General features: G+C 63.2%; 19 protein-coding genes. 13 read left to right on the top strand and 6 right to left on the bottom strand.

Annotation, left to right across the window (positions count from 1 at the left end):
• Window positions 1-267: 267 nt before the first annotated feature.
• Window positions 268-1,548, top strand: coding sequence for an ATP-dependent Clp protease ATP-binding subunit ClpX (gene clpX, locus G9U53_RS15285; RefSeq protein WP_003944582.1), 1,281 nt, complete (start codon window positions 268-270; stop codon window positions 1,546-1,548).
• Window positions 1,549-1,665: 117 nt separating this feature from the next.
• On the opposite strand, the gene G9U53_RS15280 is transcribed toward clpX, so the two are convergent.
• From G9U53_RS15280 to G9U53_RS15270, 3 genes are all read right to left on the bottom strand, one after another.
• A complete protein-coding gene (locus G9U53_RS15280; protein WP_042450291.1) occupies window positions 1,666-3,003 on the bottom strand; it encodes an MFS transporter in 1,338 nt (445 codons plus the stop codon).
• A gap of 190 nt (window positions 3,004-3,193) precedes the next feature.
• Window positions 3,194-5,416: a glycoside hydrolase family 3 C-terminal domain-containing protein gene (locus tag G9U53_RS15275; RefSeq protein WP_165638865.1), complete on the bottom strand. Its 2,223-nt coding sequence runs from the start codon at window positions 5,414-5,416 to the stop codon at window positions 3,194-3,196.
• A gap of 71 nt (window positions 5,417-5,487) precedes the next feature.
• Complete coding sequence (locus G9U53_RS15270; protein WP_019749082.1) at window positions 5,488-6,162, bottom strand: TetR family transcriptional regulator; 675 nt, start codon at window positions 6,160-6,162, stop codon at window positions 5,488-5,490.
• A gap of 127 nt (window positions 6,163-6,289) precedes the next feature.
• Between G9U53_RS15270 and aroQ the strand changes: the two genes are divergently transcribed.
• The 3 genes from aroQ to G9U53_RS15255 are packed head-to-tail and all read left to right on the top strand — an operon-like array spanning window position 6,290 to window position 9,527.
• Complete coding sequence (gene aroQ / locus G9U53_RS15265; RefSeq protein ID WP_165638864.1) at window positions 6,290-6,739, top strand: type II 3-dehydroquinate dehydratase; 450 nt, start codon at window positions 6,290-6,292, stop codon at window positions 6,737-6,739.
• On the top strand, window positions 6,739-7,617 hold the full coding sequence (locus G9U53_RS15260; protein WP_165638863.1) for a shikimate dehydrogenase: 879 nt from the start codon (window positions 6,739-6,741) through the stop codon (window positions 7,615-7,617). Before aroQ ends, G9U53_RS15260 begins: the two co-directional genes overlap by 1 nt.
• A complete protein-coding gene (locus G9U53_RS15255) occupies window positions 7,614-9,527 on the top strand; it encodes a sugar phosphate isomerase/epimerase and 4-hydroxyphenylpyruvate domain-containing protein (protein ID WP_030536642.1) in 1,914 nt (637 codons plus the stop codon). Before G9U53_RS15260 ends, G9U53_RS15255 begins: the two co-directional genes overlap by 4 nt.
• On the opposite strand, the gene fdhD is transcribed toward G9U53_RS15255, so the two are convergent.
• Both fdhD and G9U53_RS15245 read right to left on the bottom strand, forming a co-directional pair.
• The gene (gene fdhD / locus G9U53_RS15250; RefSeq protein WP_165638862.1) at window positions 9,478-10,347 is read right to left on the bottom strand and encodes a formate dehydrogenase accessory sulfurtransferase FdhD; all 870 of its coding nucleotides are present in this window, start codon (window positions 10,345-10,347) and stop codon (window positions 9,478-9,480) included. The genes G9U53_RS15255 and fdhD overlap by 50 nt on opposite strands.
• Window position 10,348: 1 nt before the next feature.
• Entirely contained in the window at window positions 10,349-12,658 is a 2,310-nt protein-coding gene (locus G9U53_RS15245; protein WP_030536640.1) for an FdhF/YdeP family oxidoreductase, read from the bottom strand.
• Window positions 12,659-12,779: 121 nt separating this feature from the next.
• Here G9U53_RS15245 and G9U53_RS15240 point away from each other — a divergent pair, with 121 nt between their 5' ends.
• From G9U53_RS15240 to G9U53_RS15230, 3 genes are all read left to right on the top strand, one after another.
• A complete protein-coding gene (locus G9U53_RS15240) occupies window positions 12,780-13,787 on the top strand; it encodes an iron-siderophore ABC transporter substrate-binding protein (protein ID WP_030536639.1) in 1,008 nt (335 codons plus the stop codon).
• Between the two features lie 63 nt (window positions 13,788-13,850).
• Window positions 13,851-14,465 (top strand): GNAT family N-acetyltransferase, encoded by a 615-nt coding sequence (locus G9U53_RS15235; RefSeq protein ID WP_165638861.1) that lies wholly within the window; start codon window positions 13,851-13,853, stop codon window positions 14,463-14,465.
• 12 nt (window positions 14,466-14,477) lie between these two features.
• Window positions 14,478-16,511 carry a S9 family peptidase gene (locus G9U53_RS15230; protein WP_030536637.1) on the top strand — a complete coding sequence of 678 codons (2,034 nt, stop codon included), beginning with the start codon at window positions 14,478-14,480 and terminating at the stop codon, window positions 16,509-16,511.
• A gap of 71 nt (window positions 16,512-16,582) precedes the next feature.
• Here the strand turns inward: G9U53_RS15230 and G9U53_RS15225 are convergent, their stop codons facing one another.
• Window positions 16,583-17,284, bottom strand: a complete 702-nt coding sequence (locus G9U53_RS15225; RefSeq protein WP_007730988.1) for a hypothetical protein — start codon at window positions 17,282-17,284, stop codon at window positions 16,583-16,585.
• A 172-nt stretch (window positions 17,285-17,456) separates the two neighbouring features.
• Here G9U53_RS15225 and G9U53_RS15220 point away from each other — a divergent pair, with 172 nt between their 5' ends.
• From G9U53_RS15220 to rplU, 6 genes are all read left to right on the top strand, one after another.
• Window positions 17,457-20,138 (top strand): valine--tRNA ligase, encoded by a 2,682-nt coding sequence (locus G9U53_RS15220; protein WP_039973213.1) that lies wholly within the window; start codon window positions 17,457-17,459, stop codon window positions 20,136-20,138.
• Window positions 20,135-21,574, top strand: coding sequence for a folylpolyglutamate synthase/dihydrofolate synthase family protein (locus tag G9U53_RS15215; protein ID WP_030536635.1), 1,440 nt, complete (start codon window positions 20,135-20,137; stop codon window positions 21,572-21,574). Before G9U53_RS15220 ends, G9U53_RS15215 begins: the two co-directional genes overlap by 4 nt.
• Window positions 21,571-22,011 (top strand): DUF4233 domain-containing protein, encoded by a 441-nt coding sequence (locus G9U53_RS15210; RefSeq protein ID WP_003944448.1) that lies wholly within the window; start codon window positions 21,571-21,573, stop codon window positions 22,009-22,011. The genes G9U53_RS15215 and G9U53_RS15210 overlap by 4 nt, the downstream gene beginning before the upstream one ends.
• 18 nt (window positions 22,012-22,029) lie before the next feature.
• The gene (gene ndk / locus G9U53_RS15205; protein ID WP_003944527.1) at window positions 22,030-22,449 is read left to right on the top strand and encodes a nucleoside-diphosphate kinase; all 420 of its coding nucleotides are present in this window, start codon (window positions 22,030-22,032) and stop codon (window positions 22,447-22,449) included.
• Window positions 22,450-22,897: 448 nt separating this feature from the next.
• Window positions 22,898-26,146: a translation initiation factor IF-2 N-terminal domain-containing protein gene (locus G9U53_RS15200; protein WP_165638860.1), complete on the top strand. Its 3,249-nt coding sequence runs from the start codon at window positions 22,898-22,900 to the stop codon at window positions 26,144-26,146.
• Between the two features lie 319 nt (window positions 26,147-26,465).
• Window positions 26,466-26,777, top strand: a complete 312-nt coding sequence (rplU, locus tag G9U53_RS15195) for a 50S ribosomal protein L21 (protein WP_003944533.1) — start codon at window positions 26,466-26,468, stop codon at window positions 26,775-26,777.
• The last annotated feature ends 14 nt before the right edge of the window (window positions 26,778-26,791 follow it).

Genomic DNA, 26,791 nt, shown 5'->3' with positions numbered 1-26,791 from the left:
GTGCCTGGTGGAGCGCTTGCCAGGCTGAAATCTCGACTCTTTTCTTTTTTATCCGCAGACGAAACGCCGAGAACAGGTCGACCCCGTTCGGGATCTGCGGGTACCGTCACTTCACGGGCTGGTTCTCGACCGGCGTTCTGCGATTGTTCGACCAGATTTGTTCGATCAGTTTGTCTGATCTGACAACTACCGAAGTACTGCGGAGCGTCTCGACCGATCGAGTGGCGGCGAGTGCACGTACATGATGGAAAGTAGGGACCTCACGAGATGGCACGCATCGGCGACGGCGGGGATCTGCTCAAGTGCTCTTTCTGCGGTAAGAGTCAGAAGCAGGTCAAAAAGCTCATTGCAGGACCCGGGGTGTACATCTGCGACGAGTGCATCGACCTCTGCAACGAGATCATCGAAGAGGAATTGGCCGAATCGAGCGAGGTCAAGCTCGACGAGCTTCCCAAGCCTGCGGAGATCCGAGAATTCCTCGAGAACTACGTCATCGGTCAGGACTCCGCCAAGCGGACGTTGGCCGTGGCCGTCTACAACCACTACAAGCGCATTCAGGCCGGCGACAAGGGCCGTGACGCGCGGGGTGAGACGGTTGAGCTCGCGAAATCCAACATATTGATGCTCGGCCCCACCGGCTGTGGCAAGACGTATCTCGCTCAGACTCTCGCGAAGATGCTCAACGTCCCGTTCGCCATCGCTGACGCGACGGCGTTGACCGAGGCCGGTTACGTCGGTGAGGACGTCGAGAACATTCTGCTCAAACTGATTCAGGCTGCCGACTACGACGTCAAGCGCGCCGAGACCGGAATCATCTACATCGACGAGGTCGACAAGATCGCCCGTAAGAGCGAGAACCCGTCGATCACGCGTGACGTCTCCGGCGAAGGCGTTCAGCAGGCGTTGCTGAAGATCCTCGAAGGTACGCAGGCGAGCGTCCCGCCGCAGGGTGGCCGTAAGCATCCGCACCAGGAATTCATTCAGATCGACACCACGAACGTGCTGTTCATCGTCGCGGGCGCTTTCGCAGGTCTCGAGCGGATCGTCTCCGATCGTGTCGGCAAGCGCGGTATCGGTTTCGGCGCCGAGGTTCGGTCGAAGGCCGAACTGGATACGGTCGATCGTTTCGCCGAGGTCATGCCGGAGGATTTGATCAAGTTCGGTCTGATTCCCGAGTTCATCGGCCGTTTGCCGATGATCGCGTCGGTGACCAACCTCGACAAGGAATCGCTCGTTCAGATCTTGTCGGAGCCCAAGAACGCTCTCGTCAAGCAGTACCGTCGCCTGTTCGACATGGACGGCGTCGAGCTCGAGTTCACCGAAGAAGCGCTCGACGCTATCGCCGATCAGGCGATCTTGCGTGGAACCGGCGCTCGTGGCCTGCGCGCCATCATGGAAGAGGTTCTTCTTCCCGTGATGTACGACATTCCCAGCCGTGACGACGTCGAAAAGGTGGTCGTCACCGCGGAGACCGTCAACGACAACGTACTTCCGACCATCGTTCCGCGTAAGCCGGAACGTGGCGAGCGTCGCGACAAGACGGCGTAGAACTTCAAAACGACTGTGGCCCGGTATCTCTCGCGAGATGCCGGGCCACAGTGGTTCGTGCAACACAGTGGTTCGTGCAACACAGTGGTTCGTGCAGGATGTCTGTCGGGTATTCGGCTAGATCGGGTTGCCGAGTTCCTTGAGGGGAGTGCGGAACGTCTCCTTGGCGGTGAACGCCGAGAGCGCGCAGATGACGCAGGCCACCGAAGTCAGAATGGCAACGGGCATCCAGTGTGTCTTGTCGCCGCCCATGAGGGCGTTGCCGATGGCGGGGGCAAAGCCTGCGAGGGCGAAGCCGACCTGGGTGCCGATCGCAATGCCCGAGTAGCGGACCTTGGTGTTGAACATCTCGGAGTAGAACGACGGCCAGATGGCATTCGGGGCAGCGTAGAAGACGGACATCAATCCGATTGCGGCGAGGAAGATCAGGGGAACGTTGCCGCTGGCGATTGCGCCGAAGTACACGTAGATGAACACCGCGCTACCGAGGGCGCCACCGATGAACAGCGGCCTGCGACCGATCCGGTCGGAGAGCATCGCCCAGGCGGGCTGACTGAGCAGGGCTACGGCGTTGGCTGCGATGGCAACCCAGAGCATGGTCGACTTCGGAATCCCCACTTCTTCGGTGGTGGCGAAAGCGAGACCGAAGACGGAGAAGATGGTCGAGACGACGGCGATGAAAGCGCAGCAGATCACGCGAATCAGATTTGCGCTGTGGGTGCGAAGAAGATCGGCAACAGGCAATTTGGCGACGGTCTTGGATTCCTGCTGCTCGGTGAACTCTTCGGGCTCTTCGAGCTTGAGACGCATGATGTATGCCGCGACCAGAACGATCAGGCTGCCCCAGAACGGGATTCGCCAGCCCCACGTGTAAAGGATGTCGTCGGGGAGCGCGGCGATGGGCAGGAATACGAGGCTGGCGAGGATGAAGCCGGCCTGGGTGCCGTTGAGGGTCCAACTGCAGAAGAACGCGCGTCGGCCTTCGGGGGCGTGTTCGAGCGTCAGTGAGCTGGCACCGCTCTGTTCACCGGCAGCGGAGATGCCCTGGGCGATTCTCATCAGGACGAGAAGGATCGGTGCAAGAACTCCGATCGAATCGGCGCTGGGAATACATCCGATGAGGAAGGTGGCTGCGCCCATCAGAATGAGCGTGAGCAGCATGATCTTCTTGCGGCCGACGCGGTCACCGAAATGGCCGAGGACTACAGCGCCGAGGGGACGCGCGACGTACGCGACACCGAAGGTGGCCAGCGAAAGTAGAGCCGCATGCCCGCTGTCCGGGAAGAACACCGTGGGGAAGATGAGCGCAGCGGCGGAGGCGTAGATGTAGAAGTCGTAGTACTCGAGCATGCTGCCGAGAAACGACGATGTTGCGGCGCGCTTGACCTTGGTCGTATCCGGCCTTGCCAAGGATCCCGCCTCGGGCCCGGACGGTGTAACCGTGCTAGCTGACATGCTCATCTCCTGGGTGGAAGCGTCGTGGAGGCTCTACATCCGCCGATTGTGTTCGTATAAAGAACGTCTGTGCGGAGAGCGATACAAGGAATGTAACCGACGCCACAGCAACTACACAAGATTATTAACCAAATAGTTCATAAAAACCTACTGGCGGTCACGCTGCTCGTCGAAACCGCAGTTCAGAGAGTTAGGAGGCCGGCTGTGCTGCGGCCGCCACCAACTGCTCCACCTGTTCCTCGGTGATCCCGAGGCCGAAGGTGGCGAGTTTTCCGAGCGGCATCGAGCCTGCGAGTGCCATCATCTCGGGGCCGACCGCCTGTGCACCGTCGCCCGCTGCGGCAGCCATGGCGGCGCCGAGAACTGCGCTGCCGACGGGATGGGCGAGCCATTCGCCGATGGTCGACATGGCGTCGAGCGTGCCGACGCCGACGTTCCCGGCCAGGGTGATCGTGTCGGTGGTTGCGATGTCCCGAGACGAGAAGCCGACGCGGATCTCGTAGTCGCCAGGTTCGATCGCCCAGTCCTGCGCCGCGACGGACCAATAGGCAAATGCCCTGGTGTCGAGCGTGATGGTCACAGTCGCGGATTCGTCGGGGTCGAGGTGGACCTTGGCGAAGCCCTTCAATTCCTGCGCGGGTCGATCGATGCTTGCCGAGGCGTCGTGGACGTAGACCTGAACGACGGTGCTGCCCGATCGGTCGCCGCTGTTGCGCACGGTGACGGTCACTTCGGCGGAGTTCTCACCGGCCTCGACGGAGGTATCGGTGATGTCGAAGGTGGTGTAGCTCAGCCCGAACCCGAACGGGTACGCCACTTCACGCAGTGCGGAGTCGTAGTAGCGGTATCCCACGTACAGGCCTTCGCCGTAGCGGACGTGCTGCTGTGATCCCGGGAAATGCAGATACGACGGATTGTCTTGGAGGCGAAGCGGAATGGTCTCCGTCAGGCGGCCGGACGGATTCGTGATGCCGAACAGAAGATCGGCAATCGCCGAGCCGCCCGCCTGGCCGAGTAGCCAGCCCTCGAGGATTGCGGCGGCATGATCCTTCCAAGGCTCGATCGCAACCGCACCGCCGTTGGCGAGCACGACGACCGTGTTCGGGTTCGCGCCGTGGACCGCTTTCAGCAGGGCGATCTGGTCAGCCGGCAGTTCGATGTCGGTTCGGTCGAATCCTTCGGATTCCGTGGCGGACGGTAGTCCGAGGAACAGCACCGCGACGTCGGCGCGGCGTGCGGCGTCGACAGCCTCGGTGACCATGTCGTCGTCCGGAGTGCCGTCGAAGGTGAAGCCCGGTGCGAAAGTGACGCGGTCGGCGCCTTCGAGGTCGAGGATCGCGTCCAAGGCATTGTCGAGCTTGGTCGGGACCACCTGTGAACTGCCGGCTCCCTGGTACCGCGGGCTGCACGCGAATTCGCCGATCACCGCGACGGTTTGCCCGCCGGGGGTCAGCGGCAGCAGTTCTCCGTCGTTGGCCAGCAAGACAGCGGACTCCGCTGCAGCGGTCCGTGCCAGTTCGTGGTGACGCTCGACGTCGTACGTGTGGCCTTCGGTGCGCGCGGCGGCGGTGCGTGCCACCAGCGTCGCCAGGCGCTCGGCGGCAGTGGTGAGCACTGATTCGTCCAGGTCGCCGCCGCGCACGGCGTCGACGATCTGGGTATCGGTTCCGGTCGGCGGCATTTCCAGGTCGAGGCCCGCGGCGAGTGCCGCCACGCGGTCGTTGACCGCTCCCCAGTCCGAAACGACGAGGCCGTCGAAGCCCCACTGTTCGCGGAGTACCTCGGTGAGCAGCCAATGGTTCTGGCTCGAGTACACACCGTTGATCTTGTTGTACGAGCACATGACCGTCGTCGGGGCCGCGGTCTTGACGGCGTATTCGAAGCCGGCCAGATAGATCTCGCGCAGCGTCCGTTCGTCGACGTCGGCACTGACTCTCATCCGGTCGTGTTCTTGGTTGTTGGCAGCGAAGTGCTTGAGCGAGGTTCCGACGTCGCGAGACTGGATGCCGGTGATCAGCGCTGCCGCGACGCGGCCGGAGAGGAATGGGTCCTCGGAGACGTATTCGAAATTCCTGCCACACAAGGGTGATCGTTTGATGTTGATGCCTGGGCCGAGGAGGACCGAGACCTGTTCGGCTTTGGCCTCGTCGCCCAGAGCCTCACCGACCTGGCGGATGAGGTCGAGGTTCCACGACGAGCCCAACCCGACCGCCGGTGGGAAACATGTCGCTGGAATGCTGTGGCCGAGTCCGAGTGCGTCGCCGCCCTCGGGTTGTTTCCGGACTCCGTGCGGACCGTCGGTCAGGAGTATCGATTCGATTCCGGGAACGGACTGGCTGTGCCAGAAATCCGAGCCCGACGTCAACGACGCCTTCTCCTCGAGTGAAAGCCCGTCTACGTAATTCTCGGTCACGTCATTCCTCCCGGTGGCAGCTGTGAGTTCCACTCACCACCGTAGGGGGATTTTTCGGACTTCGGGGTGGGTCAGGACGGCGCCTTCGAGGTCAAGAACGCAACAACCATGTCGCCGAGCATTGTTCGAAGATGCTCACGATGCGTCGAGTCGGTCAGATCGCGGTCGAAGAGCGCTTTGAAGGTGTAACGATTGGCGATACGAAAGACGCAGTAACTGCTGATCAACATGTGAATATCGAGAGCATCTACGTCGGAGCGGAATGCTCCCGACTGCTGTCCGTCGTGGAGGATCTGCGAGACCAGGTCGGCGGCGGGGGCGCCGAGGCCGCTGAGTAGCTCGGATTTCTCGATGTGCTCGCCGCGGAGCATGTTCTCGTTGGCCACGAGCCGAATGAAATTCGGGTGTTGTTCGTGGTGGTCGAAGGTGAGTTCGGCCAAGGCGCGGACCGCTGCGGTGGGGTTCAACCCCTCGAGGTCGAGTTCGCGTTCCTGTGCGCGAATGACGCTGTACGCATGCTCGAGGACGGACTTGTACAGCCCTTCCTTGTCGGTGAAGTAGTAGTAGATCATGCGCTTGGTGGTGTGAGTCTTGGTTGCGATCTCGTCCACTCGGGCGCCGGCAAAGCCTTTGTCGGCAAACTCCTCGGTGGCGACGGCGATGATGTTCACCCTGGTCAGGTCGCTGTTTCGGCGTCGTTTCTCCGGCTTCGACACCACGGAGTTCACTGACTGCTCGGAAACCATGTGCTCACTCTATCTGTCAGCAGTTTGTCGACTTTGCTTGTCGAGTCCGCGTCGGGGGAGTAACGTCCAGTGAACTAACTCACTAGTTCGTACATTAGTTTCGAGCGTCAACCCCGAGGTGCCCCTGATGACTTCATCTCTACCGGTTCTGGTCCTCAACGGGCCCAACTTGAATTTGTTGGGCCAGCGCCAACCGGAGTTCTACGGGAGAGACACGCTGGACGACGTAGTTTCCCGCTGTGTAGCGGCGGCCGAGAAGTTCGGGGCGATGGTCGAGGCAAAGCAGTCGAACCACGAGGGCCAACTGATCGATTGGATCCACGAGGCCAGGGGAAACGTTGCGGGCATCGTCATCAATCCCGGTGGGTACTCGCACACCTCCATTGCGTTGCGTGACGCTCTGGTCACACTCGATGCCCCTGTCGTGGAGGTGCACATCAGCAACATCCATGGCCGCGAAGAATTCCGTCACCACTCCTACGTGTCCGGGATCGCCGACGCTGTCATCTGCGGATTGGGAATCGACGGTTACAGCGCCGCAGTCGAATTCGTCTGCTTCCGAGAAGGGAAGAACTGATGAGTGATTCGATCCTCTGCGGTCTGATCGGCACCGGCATCGGAGCCTCTTTGACTCCGATCATGCACGAGGAGGAAGGGCGCAGGCAGGGTCTTCCGTACGTCTACCGCATCCTCGATCTCGACGTGATGGGCATGGCGCCGTCGGACATCGGTGAACTTCTCACCTATGCACGACGTTTCGGGTTCCGCGGCCTCAACATCACTCACCCGTGCAAGCAGTTGGTGATCGAGCACCTCGACGAGCTCTCGCCCGATGCGAGCCGGCTCGGCGCGGTGAACACGGTCCTCTTCGACTCCGGCAAGGCTATCGGACACAACACCGATTGGTCGGGCTTCGGCCGAAATTTCGACGACGGACTTCCCGGAGCACAGCTCGATCGCGTCGTGCAGCTCGGTTCCGGCGGAGCCGGTGCGGCGGTTGCCTATGCCGCGCTCACCCGTGGCGTCGGGACACTGACGTTGGTCGATTCGAGCCTGCCTCGCGCGCAGGAACTTGCACAAACCTTCGCGCAGCAGTTTCCGGCGCAGGTTGTCGAGGCGCGGCACACGAGCGACCTCGCCGAAGTGCTCGGCAAGGCAAACGGATTGATCCACGCGACGCCGATGGGAATGGCGGCTCATCCCGGAATGGCGTTCTCGCCAGATCTGCTTCGCCCTGATCTGTGGGTGGCCGAAATCGTCTACCGTCCACTCGAAACCGAACTGTTGCGTCAGGCAAGGTTGATCGGAGCCCCGACGCTCAGCGGAGGCGGAATGACTGTCTTCCAGGCCGTCGACGCGTTCCGGATCTTCACGGGCATCGAGCCCGACAGTAAGCGCATGCTCGCGCACATGACGGAACTTGTACACGGCGAACAGACTGCGGCAGCGCTGTGAGTGCCCCGGTCCGGACGTCGATCGCGACGGTATCGCTCAGTGGCACTCTCGAGGAGAAGCTCGACGCCATCGCTGCTGCCGGCTTCGACGGCTTCGAGGTGTTCGAGCCGGATTTTGTTGCTTCGCCGTGGTCCCCGAAGGAATTACGAACGAGGGCTGCGGATCTGGGCTTGACCCTCGATCTGTATCAGCCGTTCCGTGACTTCGACACGGTGGACGAGGCCCAATTTGCTCGGAATCTTGTTCGAGTGCAACGCAAATTCGAGCTCATGGATCAACTGGGGTGCGAGACGCTCCTGGTGTGCTCCTCGCCCCTGCCGACCGCAAGTCACGATGACGGTCAGTTGACAGAGCAATTCGGAGCTCTCGCCGAACTGGCGTCCGAGCACGGCAAGAAGGTTGCATACGAGGCGCTCGCGTGGGGTGCCCACGTCAACACGTACGGCCATGCGTGGCAGATCGTCGAGGGCGTCGACCATCCTTCGCTCGGTACCTGTCTGGACAGCTTTCACATCCTCTCGCGCGGTGACGATCCCGCCGGAATTCGCGAGATTCCCGGCGAGAAGATCTTCTTCCTCCAGTTGGCGGACGCTCCGTTCTTGGCGATGGACATCCTCCAGTGGAGCCGGCATCACCGAAACTTCCCGGGGCAGGGCAGCTTCGATCTCAATGCGTTCGCTCAGCATGTCTACGCCACCGGTTACGACGGACCGTGGTCGCTCGAGATCTTCAACGACGTATTCCGCCGCGCCGACACCCAGCGGACGGCAATCGACGCTCATCGGTCGCTCCTCCATCTGGAAGAACAGGTCGCCGCCGCGAACCCTGCCGCCGGTGGACCCACGCTGTTCACCGCCCCGGAGCGCACCCCGCTCGAAGGAATCGTGTCTCTGCGAATCGCGGCGGGTCCGGCGAAACAGGACCAGGTGCACTCGATGCTCTCCCGCGTCGGTTTTCATCTTGTCGGACGGCACCACGATCACGACTTGCAGTTGTGGCGACACGGACCGCTCACCGTTGCCGTCGACGCGACAGCGGGCACGGTGTGGACGGCGCCCGGGCTGCCCGCGGATCTGCCGGTTCTCACTCAGATCGGCATCCGGGCAACCGAACCCGAAGTGTGGGGAGAGCGCGCTCTGGCTCTCGAAGTACCGGCGACGCGCGTGCAGTTGCCCGGTTCGAGCGACGAGAACTCCGAGGTACCGGACGTCGTACGCCTGAAGGTCACCGATGCGACATCGATCGACCTTCGTGGCCCCGGCAGCGCTGCAGCGTGGGAATCGGCATTCGAGATCTACCCGCTGCCCGCCGAGCGCAATCGTGAACAGGGCGCAGTGTTCACCGGGATCGACCACGTGGCACTGGCAGTTCCGGCGGAGAGTTGGGACGGCATCATGCTGCTCCTGCGGTCCGTGTTCGAGATGCAACCACACGAGGGGCAGGACGTCACCGATTCTGTCGGCCTCATGCGAAGCCAGGCGCTCACGCTCGTTCAAGGCGGTGACGGACATACCCTGCGCATCTCGCTGAACATGGTGGAGGGAAGTCGAAGTGGGCTGCCGACGGTCCGTCGCGGCGGCGTCAGCCACGTCGCCTTCGCGTGTGAGAACATCTTCGGTGCCGCTGCGTCCATGCAGGACTGGGGATTTGCTCCGCTACCCATTTCCCCGAACTACTACGACGATCTGGACGCACGTTTCGGACTGAATCCGGAACTGCTCGACCGGATGCGCAGCACCGGAATCCTTTACGACGCGGACGCTCACGGCGAGTTCTTCCACCTGTTCACCCCGACCGTCGGGGGAGACCTGTTCTTCGAGGTCGTGCAGCGGGTGGGTGGATACGAGGGCTACGGGGAAGTCAACTCCGCTGTGCGACTGTCGGCTCAGTTGCGTGCGAGTTCGACGTGACCTCGACTCGGTGCGGGTGCGAGTAGATATTCATCGAATCGCCGCGGATGAAACCGGCGAGAGTCAGCCCGGACTCCTGCGCTAGTTCCACGGCCAGCGACGACGGCGCGGAGACAGCACCGAGGATCGGAATGCCGGCCATGACGGCCTTCTGGACGAGTTCGAACGACGCCCGACCGCTGACGATCAAGATCGTGTCGTAGAGGGGCACTCGGCCGTCGGTGATGGCCCAACCGATCACCTTGTCGACGGCGTTGTGACGGCCGACATCCTCGCGCAGTGCCAGGAGTTCGCCGGTGGCGGTGAACAATCCGGCCGCGTGCAGGCCACCGGTGCGCTCGAAGATCCGTTGGCTCTCCCGCAGTGTGACCGGCATGGCCGACAGGATGGTCGAGGTGACGGAAGTCGTGTCACCGACCAGCGGATGTCGCGTCGTGGTTCGGACGGCGTCGAGCGAGGTCTTGCCGCACACGCCGCACGCGGAACTGACGACGGTGTTGCGGTCGGTGGTGTGGTCGGGCAACGGCACTCCGGGAGCGAGAGCGATGTCGAGGACGTTGTACGTGTTCGCACCGGATTCGTCGACGCCGTCGCAGTAGCGGACGACGCTCACGTCGTCGCGGGTGGCGATGACACCTTCGCTGAGAAGGAATCCGTGCACGAGGTCGACGTCGTTGCCGGGGGTCCGCATCGTCACTGCCAGCACCTGACCGCCAACTCTCATTTCGAGTGGTTCCTCGACGGCCAGCGTGTCGGGGCGCGTGACGACCCGATCACCCGAAATTCGAACGACCGGTGTTCGTGCGGTGACTCGTCCCATCTCAGGCGCCCGACGCTTCGAGTCGAACGGTGACGGCCTTCGACACCGGCGTGTTCGACTTGGCCGCAACGTGTTCGAGGGGAACGAGCGGATTTGTCTCCGGGTAGTACGCCGCAGCATTGCCGCGCGGGGTGTCGTAGGAGACGATGCGGAATTCCGTGACCCGACGCTCTTCGAGTGTGCCGTCGGGTGTTGTCCACTCGGACACGATGTCGACGAGATCGCCGTCACGGAATCCGAGCGCGGTGATGTCTTCGGCGTTGACGAGGATGACTTTGCGTCCGCCCTTGATGCCGCGGTATCTGTCGTCGAGGCCGTAGATCGTGGTGTTGTACTGGTCGTGGCTGCGCATCGTCTGCAGAATCAGGCGCCCACTCGGAGTGGGTATCCAGTGCAGGTCGTTCACGCCGAAGTTGGCTTTGCCGGTGTGCGTGCGGAACTCACGCGAGTCACGCGGCGGGTGGGGGAGTTGGAATCCGTCTGGCTCTCGAACGCGGGAGTTGTAGTTTTCGCAGCCTGGCACTACCCGTGAGATGGAATCGCGGATCAGGTCGTAGTTGCCCTCGAAGGCCGACCAGCGGACGGAGTGATCGTTGCCGAGTAGTTCGCGGGCGAGTTGGCAGATGATGGCGACTTCGCTACGCAGGTAGGGGCTGACCGGTGTGAGGCGTCCGCGCGACAGGTGCACCATGGACATCGAATCCTCCACGGAGACAAGCTGCTTTCCGCCGGCTTGGACGTCGAGGTCGGTGCGTCCGAGGGTGGGGAGGATGATCGCGGTCTGCCCGTGGACCACGTGACTGCGGTTCAGCTTGGTGGACACCTGCACGGTGAGTTCGCATTGACGCAACGCTGTTTCGGTCGCTGCGGTGTCCGGGCTTGCCTGGATGAAGTTGCCGCCCATCGCCATGAAGAAGCTTGCCTTGCCTGCGTTCATGGCGCGGATCGCGTCGACGGTGTCCCATCCGTGCTTGCGGGGACTCGAGATCGAGAACTCGGTGTCGAGCGCGGCCAGGAACTCTTCCGGCATCTTTTCCCAGATGCCCATCGTGCGGTCACCCTGGACATTGGAGTGTCCTCGCACCGGACAAACGCCGGCACCGGGTTTGCCCATCATTCCACGCATGAGCAGCAGGTTGACTGCTTCTTCGATGGTGGCGACTCCGTGTGTGTGCTGAGTGATCCCCATGGCCCAGCAGGTGACGGTTCGCTCGGATCGGGCAAGTGCGGCCGCCGTTTCCTCGAGCTGTGCCATCGACAGACCCGTTGCCTCGAGTACCGTGTCGAGATCGACCGCGCGGATGTGCTTCTCGTATTCGTCCCAACCGGCGCAGTACCGGTCGACGAAAGCGCGGTCGACGACCGTCCCGGGAGCGCGATCTTCCTGCTCGAGCAGCAGCTTCCCCAGGCCTTGGAACAGCGCCATGTCGCCGCCCAGCCGGATCTGCAGGAACTCGTCCGCGATGTCGACTCCGTGCCCGATCACGCCGGACACCTTCTGTGGATCCTTGAACCTGCGCAATCCCGCCTCGGGTAGAGGATTGATGGCAATGATCTTGGCGCCGTTGCTCTTTGCCTTCTCCAGCGTCGAGAGCATTCGAGGGTGGTTGGTGCCGGGGTTCTGTCCGGCGATGAGGATGAGATCGGCGTTCTCGAGGTCGGGAACCGTCACCGAGCCTTTGCCGATGCCGATGGATTCGGTCAGTGCGCTTCCGGACGACTCGTGACACATGTTGGAACAGTCGGGCATGTTGTTGGTGCCGTAGCTGCGAATCATCAACTGGTAGAGAAACGCGGCTTCGTTGGACGTGCGACCGGAGGTGTAGAACACCGCTTCGTCCGGCGATGCGAGGCCGTTCAGATGTTCGGCGATCAGTGCGTACGCGCCGTCCCAGTCGATCGGCCGGTAATGGGTTGCTCCCGGCGTCAGGACCATCGGGTGCGTCAGTCGCCCCTGCTGTCCGAGCCAGTAGTCGGTCTTGCCTTCGAGATCGGCGATCGAGTGCTCCGCGAAGAATTCGGGTGTGACGGTGCGAAGCGTTGCTTCCTCGGCAACAGCCTTCGCTCCGTTCTCGCAGAATTCGGCGGGCTTGCGATGTCCGGGAGTCTCCGGCCACGCACACCCCGGGCAGTCGAAGCCGTGTCGCTGGTTGAGTCTGGTGAGCGTTCGGGCGGTCCGCAAGGCTCCCATCTGCTCGATTCCTCGTTGCAGCGACACCAGAACGGCCGGAACTCCGGCGGCGTAGTCCTTGGGGTGCGTGACTTCGAGATCCGATTCGTCGATGTCCTTCGAGGGGCCCTGGCGCGTCATGTCTCCATAGTGGCCCGAACGGCGCGGTACTGCCATCGAATGGGCCGGTCGAACTAGCCGGAATGAAGCTTTCATCGGCTAGCCTTACCTACCGAACCAGCAGACTTTAAGGGGTAGGAACATGGATCGAACGGACGCAGGTCGGCTGACCCGGCGCGGATTTCTGATCGGCACGTCGGGAGCGTTGCTGGCATTCGCCGCAGCCTGCTCCAGTTCGAACGACGAGGACACACCTCCCAGCGGTGACTCTGCGGAATCGATCACCCACAAGTTCGGGGCTACGGAGTTGCCCAAGGATCCGCAGCGGATCGTCAGTGTCGGATACAACGATCAAGATGCGATCCTGGCGCTCGGTGGGACCTTGGTCGGAACCTTCGACTGGTACGGCGATTACCCCTACGGAGTGTGGCCCTGGGCGCAGCCGCTGCTGAACGGGGCGACTCCCGAGATCATCGGAACTGCGGGCACCACCATTCAGATGGAGAAGGTCGCTGCCACGACACCCGACCTCATTGTCGGCACCTACTCCGGGCTCACTCAGGCGCAATACGACAAACTCAGTGCCATTGCGCCGACGGTGGCGCAGCCCAAGGAGTTCGCGGATTACGGAATCCCCTGGCAGAACCAGACGACCATCATCGGCGAAGCGTTGGGGCAGCAGGGTAAGGCCACCGAGCTGATCGCCGGCGTCGACCAGAAGTTCGCCGACGTGAAGACGGCCAATCCGGCGTTTGCCGGCAAGACCGTTCTGGTCGGCGCGTTGAAGGGGCCGGGGCAGTTCGGGGTCTACGGACCGGAAGACCCGAAGGTGCGGTTCTTCACCGAACTCGGATTCGTGAATCCGCCTGTCACCGATCAGATCACGGGTAACTTCGCCGAGATCAGCACCGAGCAACTCTCGCTCGCGGACGTCGACGTACTCGTCTGGTACGCCGGTGGCGGCTACGGCGACAAGCTTCGCGCGGAGCTGGACAAGACCCCGATCTACCAGGAACTCGACGTCGTGAAGGACGGCCGCGCGATCATTCTGGAAGACGCTGCTGCCGAAGCCATGACGTGGAGCACCGTACTGAGCTTGCCGTACGCGCTCGAACAGATTCCGCCGCGGATTGCGGGCTTGCTCGTCTGATCGGTTCAAGGACAGCGCTGTTCAAAGTCCAGTGATTCGGACAGTCGGCGGTACTCTCGCCTCATGGGTGTACACGTACGGCCGGCTGTCCGATCCGATATTCCGGCACTGTCGGCAGTGTTGGCCGAGGCGTTCGAAGATGATCCCTTGATGGCGTGGATGTTGCCGGACGAGGCCACCAGGGCTGATCGCCTGACGAAACTGTTTGCCGCAGAAGCTCGTTACCACCACCTCGCCGGGGGCGGCGTCGAGGTGGTCACCGACGACAACGGCCTGATCGGCGGGGCAACTCTGTGGGATCCGCCGGGGCGGTGGAAGCAGTCGTGGATTTCCGGGCTCGTGAGCCTGCCCGCAATGGTGCGTGTCTTCGGCAGGAGCCTACGACACGCGGCCGAGGTCAGCTCCGTTCTCGAAGGAGCACACCCGAATTCGCCGCACTGGTATCTCGCGACCGTCGGGACCGGCAGCGCGGCGCGCGGTGGGGGATACGGCAAAGCGCTGCTGAACTCTCGGTTGGAGCGTTGTGACCGTCAACATGTCGACGCTTACCTCGAGAGCAGCAAGGAATCGAACATCCCGTACTACAACCGCTTCGGTTTCGAAGTGACCCGTGACATCGTCATGCCAGGCGGCGGGCCGACGATCTACGCAATGATGCGTCAACCGCGGGGCGCGTGATACGAACTAGTGGTGACCCAGATTCCCGAGCTCCACGCAGGCACACCGTTCGACGAACTCGACGACTACATCGCTCTGGCCAGGTTGTCCGGCCTGGTGTTGTCACCTGACGGCTCGCTGCTGATCTGCGCGCGCGCCGTTCTCGACGACAAGAGCGCCGAATACGTGTCCTCGTTGTGGGAGATCGACCCGGAAGGCCGGCGTCCTGCGCGTCGGTTGACCTGGGGTTCGACCAGCGAGTCCGGTGCTGCCTTCGCGTTCGACGGCGACGTGCTCTTCACTGCCACGCGAGCCGTGCCGGGCGAGAGTGATCCGCAACCAGCACTCTGGCGCCTACCAGCGGCGGGCGGAGAAGCTCAGCTGCTGATCTCGCGTCCCGGTGGTGTCTCGTCGGTATCAGCGGCGAAGGCGGCGCCGACGTTCGTGGCCCAGACGTCGGTCATGGCTTCGGCGATCAGCCTCGACCAGGACGATCAGGTGCGATCGGCGCGCAAGGACAAGAAAGTCACGGCGATGCTGCACACCGGTTATCCGGTGCGCCACTGGGACCACGACCTGGGCCCCGATCATCCGCATCTGGTTGTGGCCGAGACGGATTCGAAGGAATCCGTCGAGTTGCGGGACATCACACCGACGGCAGGCGCAGCGCTGCGGGAGACGTCGACCACGATTTCCGACGACGGTCTCTTCGTCGTGACCACGTGGACTGTCGGCGATGCGAGTGCCGCCCGCCGATCGACGTTGGTTCGGATCGACACGGTGACCGGTGACCGAGTCACGCTTGTCGACGAGGCCGACGCGGACGTCTACAACCCGGTGCTCTCGCCGGACGGAACCAAGCTCGCGTTCATCCGGGAGACACTCACCACACCGGAGTCCGCACCACGAATGACTCTGCAGCTCTACGACTTCGGATCCGGTGCCGTGACCGGCGTCGCCGACGGCTGGGATCGCTGGCCTACCTCACTTGCCTGGCTACCCGACGGATCCGGGCTGGTCGTCACCGCTGACGACGGCGGCCGCGGTCCGATCTTCACCATCGACCTGTGGGGCCAACCAGTGCGCCTGACAGCCGACGACGCGGCGTACACCGACGTTCGAGTGGCGCCGGACGGTGAGTCGATCTACGCGTTGCGAGCCTCGTACGAAGCGCCCCCGCACGTGGTGCGGGTCGATCTGCGATCAGGTGAGATCACCGCACTTCGTGGGCCCGACACTTTGCCGGAGCTGCCGGGAACACTGACCGAGATCACCGCGCGTGCCGAGGACGGTTCGACGGTGCGTAGCTGGTTGGCGCTGCCGACGGGCGCCGCGCCGCATGCACCGGTGCCATTGCTTCTCTGGGTCCACGGCGGCCCACTCGGTTCGTGGAACACCTGGTCCTGGCGGTGGAATCCGTGGCTGCTCGTCGCCAAGGGCTATGCAGTACTGCTACCAGATCCCGCGCTCTCGACCGGATACGGCCAGGACTTCGTCCAGCGGGGGTGGGGTCAGTGGGGCAAGGCGCCCTTCACCGATCTGATGGCGATCACCGATGCTGCTGTCGCCCAGCCCGAGATCGACCCCAAGCGAACAGGCGCGATGGGTGGTTCGTTCGGTGGTTACATGGCCAACTGGATTGCCGGACATACCAACCGTTTCGACGCCATCGTCACCCACGCGAGTCTGTGGGCACTCGATCAATTCGGCCCGACGACGGACGCTGCCTGGTACTGGCAGCGCGAGATGTCGCCTGAGATGGCCGTCGAGAATTCGCCGCATCTGTACGTCGCGGACATCACGACTCCGATGCTGGTCATCCATGGCGACAAGGACTACCGGGTTCCGATCGGTGAGGGCTTGCGACTCTGGTACGAACTGCTTGCCGAGTCAGGTCTGCCCGCCGACGACGACGGGAAAACGGACCATCGCTTCCTCTACTTCCCCGACGAGAATCATTGGGTGCTCAAGCCGCAGCACACCAAGATCTGGTACGAGGTGGTCACCGCGTTCCTCTCCGAGCACGTTCTCGGCGAAGATGTCGCGCTACCGGAGATTCTGGGCTGAACCCGCGCGTGCCTCGTTCGGATGAAACACCGAACGAGGCACGAGCGTCTTCGCGTGGATCCGGACCGGAATCAGGCGCCGGGGCAACGAACGGTGTACGACCACTCGGTGTGGTCAGGGCCCGTGACGCGAACCAGAACGGACGACGCCCCACCGGCGGGCACGTTGACGACAGCTGAACCAGTTCCCTCGTTGATGTTGTCGCCGATGTATCCGGTGCTGTGGATCAACCGACCTTCGTAGTACACCTCGATCAGGTCCGGGACGTTTTCGGTCTCGTAGCCGAGCACGAACGAGGTCGGGCCACCGCGGCCGAGTTCGTGCTTGGTGCTGGTGATTCCTGCGCCGCCCGAGACGGTCGAGGCGTCGCAGCGCTGCGTGGGCGCAAATGATCCGCCGCCGCCGCTGCCGCTGGCCAGGCCACTGAGAATGTCCCTGACGTTGCCACTGGCCAGGCCGTTGACGATGTCCATCGCGCTGGTCGAGCCGGCGTTCAGGCCGCCGAGGACGTCGTTGAGGTTCCCAGTGGCGATCCCGCCGACGATGTCACCCACGCTGCCGCTGGCGATGCCGTTTGCGATGTCGTTCCCGATATCGCCGACGCTTCCGTTGATCGTGGCGCTGCCACTGTCGATGCTTCCTTGCACACTTTCTTCGATGCCGGGGGCAGCAGACGCAGTCGCCGGAAGCACGAGGGCAACCGCCGCTCCGATCGTCGCGGCCGCCGCCAAGGTTCGAACGCCGGGACGGCGAGAACTCCAGTTGTTCAACATATTTGCTCCACAGGTCGTTGGTCGGTCGTCCTTCAGAGCGATCCTGTCAGCGGAGCGGATCGGTGAATATCGTTTGTTCGGCTGACCCCGGACTGCGGGGCAGTCGTTCGTGTGCGCTGCGGCGGCCGACGGGCGAATTCGTTCACGACGGGGGAGTCATTAGGATCAAGTGGTGACCAGTGCAGCTCCAGAGAACCCCCAGACCCCCGCCGACGCCCTACCCAAGAGCTGGGACCCCAGCGCGGTAGAGGCCGATCTGTATCAAGGCTGGGTAGACGCCGGGTACTTCCAGGCCGACGCGACCAGCGACAAGCCCGGCTACTCCATCGTGCTGCCGCCCCCGAACGTCACCGGCAGCCTGCACATGGGCCATGCCCTGGATCACACCCTCATGGACGTGCTCAGCCGTCGCAAGCGGATGCAGGGCTACGAGGTGCTGTGGCTGCCAGGCATGGACCACGCCGGTATCGCCACGCAGTCCGTCGTCGAGAAGCAACTCGCTGCCGACGGAAAGACCAAGGAAGATTTCGGCCGCGAGCTGTTCATCGACAAGGTCTGGGACTGGAAGCGCGAATCCGGTGGAACCATCGGTGGCCAGATGCGGCGCATCGGTGACGGCGTCGACTGGAGTCGTGATCGTTTCACGATGGACGAGGGCCTCTCCCGCGCAGTCCAGACAGTCTTCAAACGCATGTTCGACGAGGGCCTGATCTACCGCGCCGAGCGTCTCGTGAACTGGTCGCCGGTGCTGCAGACCGCGATCTCCGACATCGAGGTGAAGTTCGAGGACGTCGAGGGTGAGCTGGTTTCCCTGCGCTACGGCTCGCTCGACGACAACGAGCCGCACGTCATCGTCGCGACCACTCGCGTCGAGACAATGCTCGGTGACACCGCAGTAGCGGTCCATCCCGAGGACGAGCGCTACAAGCACCTCATCGGCACCACTCTCGATCATCCGTTCACCGGGCGTCAGATCCCGATCATCGCCGACGACTACGTCGACCCCGAGTTCGGAACCGGCGCTGTGAAGATCACGCCGGCTCACGATCCCAACGACTTCGAGATGGGCCTGCGGCACAACCTGCCGATGCCCACCATCATGGACAAGACCGGCAAGATTGCCGACACCGGAACCGAATTCGACGGAATGGACCGCTTCGAGGCTCGCGTCAAGGTTCGCGAAGCTCTCGCCGAGCAGGGACGCGTCGTCGCCGAGAAGCGCCCGTACCTGCACAGCGTCGGGCACTCCGAGCGCAGTGGCGAGGCCATCGAGCCTCGTCTCTCGTTGCAGTGGTGGGTCAAGGTCGAGACGCTCGCCAAGGCTGCGGGTGACGCGGTTCGCAACGGGGACACCGTCATTCACCCGGCGAGCCAGGAGCCACGCTGGTTCGACTGGGTCGACAACATGCATGACTGGTGCATTTCCCGTCAGCTCTGGTGGGGTCACCGCATTCCGGTCTGGTACGGCCCCGAGGGTGAAGTTGCGTGCTTCGGTCCTGACGAAACGGCGCCGGAAGGCTGGGTCCAGGATCCCGACGTCCTCGATACCTGGTTCTCCTCCGGACTGTGGCCCTTCTCGACGATGGGCTGGCCGGACAATACGCCCGAACTCGAAAAGTTCTATCCCACCAGCGTTCTCGTCACCGGCTACGACATCCTGTTCTTCTGGGTCGCCCGCATGATGATGTTCGGCACCTACGTGTCCGAGGACGAGTCGATCACCGCCGGTCCGGGTAAGTCCGGCGCGCAGATGCCGTTCAAGGACGTGTTCCTGCACGGACTGGTCCGCGATCAGTACGGCAAGAAGATGTCGAAGTCTCGCGGCAACGGTATCGACCCACTCGACTGGGTCGATCGTTTCGGCGCCGACGCCCTGCGATTCACACTTGCACGCGGCGCCAACCCGGGCAGCGACCTGTCCGTCGGTGAGGATTCGGCGCAGTCCTCGCGCAACTTCGCGACCAAGTTGTTCAACGCGACCAAGTTCGCTCTGATGAACGGCGCTGCTCCCGCGCCGTTGCCCGCTCGAAGCGAACTGACCGACGCCGATCGTTGGATCCTCGACCGTCTCGACACGGTCCAGGCCGAGGCGGACGCCGCATTCGATCGCTACGAGTTCAGCAAGGCGTGCGAAGGCCTGTTCCACTTCGCGTGGGACGAGGTCTGTGACTGGTACCTCGAACTCGCCAAGGTGCAGTTCGCCGCCGACGAGGCCGTCGCCGCGAACACCCGCGCCGTGCTCGGCAACGTTCTCGATGCACTGCTCCGCCTCCTGCACCCGGTCATTCCGTTCGTGACCGAAACCCTGTGGAAGGTGCTCACCGGCGGCGAGTCCGTCGTCGTCGCCGAATGGCCCACGTTGTCCGGTGAGGCAGTCGACGCCCAGGCCGCAACCAGGATCGAAGACACGCAGAAGCTGATCACCGAGGTGCGACGATTCCGAAACGATCAGGGACTCAAGCCTTCCCAGAAGGTCCCGGCTCGTGCGTCCGGGCTCTCGGAGGCCGGCATGGACGGCCAGTTCGCCTACGTGGCGGCGCTGGCCAAGCTGACCGAACCCGAAGAGGGATTCACCGCGTCGATCTCCGTCGAGGTGCGCCTGAGCCAGGGCACCGTCACTGTCGACATCGACACCTCGGGCACCATCGACCTCGGCGCGGAGAAGAAGCGGCTCGAAAAGGACCTCGCGGCAGCGCAGAAGGAGCTCGTCACCGCTGACAACAAGCTGGCGAACGAGGCCTTCCTGGCGAAGGCGCCCGACGCCGTCGTCGACAAGATCAAGACACGTCGCCAGATCGCCGTCGAAGAGATCGAGCGCATCACGGGACGTCTGAAGGAGTTGGCCGACAAGTGAGTTCGTACGAACCGTCCCAATTCGACGCTCAGAGTTCGGTTCCGACTCCGGTCGACATCGCCGAACTGGCGCTGGTGGAAGCAGAACTCGACAAACGTTGGCCCGAGACCAAGATCGAGCCGTCACTGACTCGTATCGAGGCGCTCATGGATGTCCTGGGCTCGCCTCAGCACAACTATCCGTCGGTGCACGTCACGGGAACCAACGGTAAGACGTCGGTGACGCGCATGATCGATTCGTTGATGACGGCTCTGCATCGTCGCACCGGGCGAACCACCAGCCCTCATCTGCAGATCGCGACCGAGCGGATCAGCATCGACGGTCATCCGATCTCGCCGCGGCTCTACGTGGACACGTTCCGCGAGATCGAGCCGTACGTGCAGATGATCGACGCACAGTCGGAGGAAGCCGGGGGACCGGCGATGAGCAAGTTCGAAGTGCTCACCGCCATGGCCTATGCGGCCTTCGCGGAGGCGCCGGTCGACGTCGCCGTGGTCGAGGTCGGCCTCGGCGGACGCTGGGACGCCACCAACGTGATCGACGGGCAGGTTGCGGTGATCACCCCGATCAGCCTCGATCACGCCGAGTACCTGGGCACCGACCTGGCCGGGATCGCGGAGGAGAAGGCCGGGATCATCAAGAAGGGCCGCGAGGACCTGGTTCCGGTGGACACCGTCGCGATCATCGCCGAGCAGACTCCCGAAGTCATGGAGGTATTGCTGCGGCGTGCTGTCGAGGTGGAGGCCGCGGTCGCTCGTGAAGGCTCGGAGTTCAAGGTGCTTGCTCGCCAGATCGCGGTGGGCGGACAGCAGCTCGAACTTCAAGGCTTGAGCGGTGTGTACACCGACATCTTCCTCCCCCTTCACGGTGAGCATCAGGCGCGCAACGCCGCGCTCGCGCTCGCTGCCGTAGAAGCGTTCTTCGGTGCCGGTCCGGATCGACAACTGGATCAGGATGCAATCCGCAACGGGTTCGCCTCGGTCGTCAATCCCGGTCGCCTCGAACGTGTTCGGAGTGCGCCGACGGTCTTTCTCGACGCCGCCCACAATCCAGACGGTGCTCGCGCTCTCGCGGCCGCACTGTCCGCCGAGTTCGACTTCCGCAAGCTCGTGGGAGTGGTCAGCGTCATGGCGGACAAGGACGTCGACGCCATCTTGACTGCATTCGAATCCGTCTTCGACGAGATCGTCGTCACCCACAACGGGTCACCCCGGGCGATGGACGTCGAAGAACTGGCGAACATCGCCGTCGCGAAGTTCGGCGACGAGCGCGTCGTCGTTGCGCCGGTGCTTGCCGACGCCTTGGAAGTCGCGATCGAAATCGCCGAGCAGGTCGCCGAACCCGGTGAGGCCGTATCAGGGGCGGGTGTGGTGGTGACGGGATCCGTCGTGACCGCAGGCGCCGCCCGCACGCTGTTCGGAAAGGACCCCGCGTGAGTACCCCGTCAGATGCCAATCCCGAGTCCGGAGACCACGAGCCCGGAGACACTGCCGGCGAGTTCGGGCCGCCGACCAAGGACCCGTGGAAAAGCTTCCGCGGAGTGATGGCCGGAACCCTGATCCTCGAGGCGATCGTCGTGCTGCTGGCTTTGCCGGTTGTCGCGGTCGTCGGCGGAGGCCTCACCGCGGCCTCCGCGGGATTCATCATCGGGTTGGCGGTACTGATGATTCTGGGTGCGGGCATCCAGGGCAAGCCGTGGGCGATGGGGTTCAACGTCGCGCTGCAGGTGATTCTTCTGTTCGGTTTCTTCGTCCACCCGTCGATCGCCGGTGTGGCGATCACCTTCGGGATCGTCTGGGGATACCTCGTCTACCTGCAGAGAGACATCAAGCGCCGGATGGACAAGGGCCTGCTTCCCGGTCAGCGGGACTGACCATTTAGGCTGTCCGCTGTGACTGAGCGCACCCTCGTACTTATCAAGCCCGACGCCGTTGCCCGTGGATACGTAGGAGAAATCCTCAGCCGTATCGAGCGCAAAGGCCTGACAATTGCAGCACTCGACCTCCGCGTAGCTTCCGAAGAGGTGGCTGGTAGCCACTACGCAGAACACGCCGAGCGTCCGTTCTACCCGAGCTTGTTGGAGTTCATCACCTCCGGTCCGCTGGTGGCCGCAGTGCTCGAAGGCCCCCGAGCCATCGCTGCTTTCCGTCAGTTGGCCGGCGGAACCGACCCGGTCGACAAGGCTCTTCCGGGTACGATCCGCGGCGACTTCGGACTCGAAGCGCAGCAGAACCTCGTTCACGGCAGCGACTCCGTGGAGTCGGCAGAGCGTGAAATCGCTCTGTGGTTCCCCGCGCTGTCGTCCATCTGAATCTCCGATCGGGCCTCTGGCCCACATGAACGGGCCTTCGGCCCACATCTCCACAGCGAATTCTCGGCACGTATCCCACATCGGTGCGCCCTTTGCAGTTGCAGGCGCGTTGGTGTGGGATACTGCTTTCAGTTGAACCGCAATTTGTTTTACGCACGTTCAACCGGATGACACCTAGGTTCGATGCCCTTTCATCGCTGCTCCAGGTCAACAGGAAATCCCTGGACCTCTGCACGCTGGATGATCAGGCGCTCGCGCACAGGACAACGGCCATCCAGCCAGGCACTTCATGTGCTCGCAGTGAATAACGGGCATTGCGGACCATGCGGAGCGAGACCTTACAATCTCGTACTCACTTCTGAGTGCGAGTACACACAGCACGCTCCCGCGTGGCCGCGTGACAACTCGACTTCTGGGTTGGACGCGCCCGGGGGCTGAGGAGACTTACGTGGCCGATCAATCCCCAACCGAATCAGATTCCAGCACCACCCCGGAATTTCCCGACAAGATGCGCGTACACGCGCTGGCGAAGTTGCTCGGCGTCACCAGCAAGCAGGTCCTTGCCGAAGCCGCAGCGCTCGGTACCGAATTGCGCAGCGCGCAGTCGAGTCTCCACCGTGACGTCGCTCAGCGGATTCATGCCTCGTTGACTTCCGCGGCCGAGGCCATCGAGCCCGTCGTCGCCGAGCTCGACACCCTCATCGACCCGGTTGTCGAGGCGCCGGTTGCCGAGGAGCCTGCTGCAGAAGCTCCCGTGGAGGCTGCTCCTGTTGCAGAGGCTCCGGCCGAGAAGCCTGTCAGGGCTCGTCGCACTCGCAAAAAGGTCGTCGTCGAAGAACCTGCAGCAGAAGAAACAGTGGATCCGGCTGTCGCCGAGATCAGCGCTGGACTCGACGCCGCAGCTGCGCTGCCGAGCAAGGAAGCCGAGCAGTCCGATCTGTTCACTTCCTTCGAAGCACCGCAGACCCATCAGCCCGAGGTGGCTCCCGCCGCGCCGCAGGTCCCGCTGTTCCTGCAGCCGGATCTCGAAGCCGCCGAGGTAGCTCCGCGTCGCCGTCGCGCACGCCGCGAGCCTGCTGCACCGGCGGTCGTCGAAGAGAAGCAGACAACCGCGGAAGCCGAAACCGTCGTTCCCGAGGCAGCGCCGGTTGCAGTTCCTGCCGTCGAAGAGCCGGCTGTGACCGCACCGCAAACCGAGGGCGAGAGCGCCGAGTCCGAGGACGAGGACGACGATCAGCCGCGTCGCCGTCGTCGTGGACGCCGTGGACGTGGACGTGGTCGCGGTGAACAGGGTGGCGAGCAGGGTTCGGACGAAGAGTCGGATACCGCTACCGAATCGGAGCAGGAATCTGCCCCTGCGGCAGTCGAGAAGCAAACCGACGACGCTGCCGGCGAAGAATCCGGTGATAAGTCCGAGTCCACCGCTGATGCGGATTCCGAGAATGCCGACGATTCCGATCTCGATGCCGACGGATCGAGCCGCCGTCGCCGCCGTCGTCGTCGTCGCAAGACCGGCACCGACGGCGCCACCGACGCGACTGCGACGTCCGAGGACGATCCGCCGAACACCGTCGTTCACGAGCGCGAGCCGCGCAACAAGACCCGCGTCAAGGACGAGGTCCAGGGCATCAGTGGTTCGACACGTCTGGAAGCGAAGCGTCAGCGTCGCCGCGACGGTCGTGACGCCGGCCGACGTCGCCCACCGATCCTGACCGAGTCGGAGTTCCTCGCGCGTCGTGAGGCCGTCGATCGCGTCATGGTCGTGCGCGATCGGGCAGACAGCGGTCAGCCGCATGCGACTACACAGGTAGCAGTCCTCGAAGACGGAGTGCTGGTCGAGCACTTCGTCACCAACTCGGCGTCCGCGTCGATGGTCGGCAACGTGTACCTCGGACGTGTCCAGAACGTGCTCCCCAGCATGGAAGCTGCGTTCATCGACATCGGACGTGGCCGCAACGGTGTTCTCTACGCCGGTGAGGTCAACTGGGAGGCTGCCGGTCTCGGTGGCAACTCGCGCAAGATCGAGCAGGCTCTCAAGCCTGGCGATCAGGTGCTCGTTCAGGTCAGCAAGGATCCGGTCGGCCACAAAGGTGCTCGACTGACCACACAGATTTCGCTTGCCGGTCGTTTCCTCGTCTACGTGCCCGGTGGTACGTCCACGGGTATCAGCCGCAAGCTTCCGGACACCGAGCGCAAGCGTCTCAAGGAAATCTTGCGCGACATCGTTCCCGCCGACGCCGGCGTGATCATTCGCACGGCGTCCGAGGGCGTCAGCGAAGAAGAGTTGGCGCGCGACGTGACTCGTCTGCAGGCTCAGTGGGCCGGCATCGAGGAGCAGGCCGCGGCTGCGGACACCGGTAAGTCCGGCAACCCGCAGGCGCTGTACGAAGAGCCTGACATGCTGGTCAAGGTCATTCGCGATCTGTTCAACGAGGACTTCTCCAAGCTGGTCATCGAGGGCGAGAAGGCGCACACGACGGTCGAGAACTACATCAACTCCGTTGCGCCCGACCTGCTTCCGCGGCTCGAGAAGTACACGCCGAACAACGGTATCGACGTCTTCGCGGCTCGCCGTATCGACGAGCAGTTGGCCAAGGCACTCGATCGCAAGGTGTGGCTGCCGTCCGGCGGCACCCTGGTGATCGACCGCACCGAGGCCATGACCGTCGTCGACGTCAACACCGGCAAGTTCACCGGAGCCGGCGGAAACCTCGAAGAGACCGTCACCCGTAACAACCTCGAAGCGGCCGAGGAGATCGTTCGCCAGATGCGCCTGCGGGACATCGGCGGAATGATCGTCGTCGACTTCATCGACATGGTTCTCGAATCGAACCGGGACCTGGTCCTGCGTCGGCTCACCGAATGCCTGGGTCGCGATCGCACGCGCCATCAGGTGTCGGAGGTCACGTCACTCGGGCTCGTGCAGATGACGCGCAAGAAGTTGGGCACCGGATTGGTCGAGGCCTTCTCGACCACCTGTGAGCACTGCCACGGCCGCGGCATCATCGTCCATTCCGAGCCCGTCGAGGTGAAGTCCTCGGACGACGGAGGATCGCGTTCGGGCTCGCAGCGCAGTGATTCCGGTACCTCGCGCAAGAACAAGCGTGGCCGCGGAGACAAGTCGGCTTCGACCGAGTCCAACGGACAGGAAGCTCCGGCGCCGGAGGTTCCGGCCGTCGACGCGACGGTCAAGCGGGCTCATCCGGTGGCATTGGCGATGGCCTCGCATCACCACGACGACGACGAGACCGTCGCGGCTGACTCGACCGAGTCTGATTCCGCCGGTGTGTCTTCGGGGGACGATGCATCCAAAAGTGCCGATCGGCAACAAGATCGGCCGATCGATACTCCTGCTGCTGCTGAGCGCCATGACGTTCCTGTTGTGGACTCTGCTGCGGAAGAAGTATCCGCAGTGGACAACGAGTCGGCCGCAGCTTCGACCGAAGCAGCTCCGCGCGGTCGTCGGCGTAGTCGCCGGGCGTCGCGGGCAGCGTCGGCACCTGTTGCCGAGGCAGCTCCCGAGGTGGGCACGGTCTTCGTGATTCCGACTCCGGAACCCGTGGTGGACGCGGTCGCGGAAAACGTCCCGGCTCCGGCCACCGAAGTTCCGGCTGAGGAAGAAGTTGTCGTCGTCAAGAGACCCCGTCGCAGGCGTGCAGCAGCACGTCCCGCAGGTCCTCCGGTAGACGGAGAGTAAGAACTACTGGCTTTCGGTCGGTTGGATGACTTCGCGATGAGCGAGGACATCCAACCGCTATCCGAAGTTTCAGCTGGTAGAAGCAGTACAGAGTAGTAAGCACCACCCCTCGGCGGGGCGGTTTGACCCTGACGGTTGCTTTCCCGTAACCTTGGAGGGTCGCCACCCGGCGGTAGAGATTCCGTGTGCCTAGAGTGCGCGTGAATGTCCCGGTACGTCAGTGCCGAGCCGAGGTGACATAAACCAGACCAGTCGCGATGCATTTGAAGCCTCAGGCAGCAGCGCGAGCAAGTTCGAAGAAGCAAGGGGTAGCCCTCCGATGGCAACGTACGCGATCGTCAAGACCGGCGGAAAGCAGTACAAGGTCGCTGTTGGTGACCTCGTCAAGGTCGAGAAGATCGAGGGTGAGCCCGGCACTGCTGTCTCGCTTGCTCCCGTTCTCGTGGTCGACGGATCTGACCTGACCACCGACGCGGCCAAGCTGGCCAAGGTCGCAGTCACCAGTGAGATCGTCGAGCACACCAAGGGCCCGAAGATCCGCATCCACAAGTTCAAGAACAAGACCGGTTACCACAAGCGTCAGGGCCACAGGCAGCCGATCACGGTGCTCAAGGTCACGGGCATCAAGTAACCAGTTCTTTCTAG

The sequence above is a fragment of the Rhodococcus sp. D-46 genome (genome assembly GCF_011290655.1).
GTDB lineage: Bacteria > Actinomycetota > Actinomycetes > Mycobacteriales > Mycobacteriaceae > Rhodococcus_F > Rhodococcus_F qingshengii.
The sequence above is the reverse complement of the archived record's forward strand: the minus strand, read 5'-3'. Positions and strand labels throughout refer to the sequence as shown.

What these genes read in the sequence shown, in the direction of transcription:
- rplU (WP_003944533.1), top strand. Translation starts at nt 26,466, where the DNA reads ATGGCAACGTACGCGATCGTCAAGACCGGCGGAAAGCAGTACAAGGTC.
- G9U53_RS15240 (WP_030536639.1), top strand. Translation starts at nt 12,780, where the DNA reads ATGGATCGAACGGACGCAGGTCGGCTGACCCGGCGCGGATTTCTGATC.
- G9U53_RS15225 (WP_007730988.1), bottom strand. Translation starts at nt 17,284, where the DNA reads ATGTTGAACAACTGGAGTTCTCGCCGTCCCGGCGTTCGAACCTTGGCG.
- G9U53_RS15245 (WP_030536640.1), bottom strand. Translation starts at nt 12,658, where the DNA reads ATGACGCGCCAGGGCCCCTCGAAGGACATCGACGAATCGGATCTCGAA.
- G9U53_RS15280 (WP_042450291.1), bottom strand. Translation starts at nt 3,003, where the DNA reads ATGTCAGCTAGCACGGTTACACCGTCCGGGCCCGAGGCGGGATCCTTG.
- clpX (WP_003944582.1), top strand. Translation starts at nt 268, where the DNA reads ATGGCACGCATCGGCGACGGCGGGGATCTGCTCAAGTGCTCTTTCTGC.
- G9U53_RS15260 (WP_165638863.1), top strand. Translation starts at nt 6,739, where the DNA reads ATGAGTGATTCGATCCTCTGCGGTCTGATCGGCACCGGCATCGGAGCC.
- G9U53_RS15235 (WP_165638861.1), top strand. Translation starts at nt 13,851, where the DNA reads ATGGGTGTACACGTACGGCCGGCTGTCCGATCCGATATTCCGGCACTG.
- fdhD (WP_165638862.1), bottom strand. Translation starts at nt 10,347, where the DNA reads ATGGGACGAGTCACCGCACGAACACCGGTCGTTCGAATTTCGGGTGAT.
- aroQ (WP_165638864.1), top strand. Translation starts at nt 6,290, where the DNA reads ATGACTTCATCTCTACCGGTTCTGGTCCTCAACGGGCCCAACTTGAAT.
- G9U53_RS15270 (WP_019749082.1), bottom strand. Translation starts at nt 6,162, where the DNA reads ATGGTTTCCGAGCAGTCAGTGAACTCCGTGGTGTCGAAGCCGGAGAAA.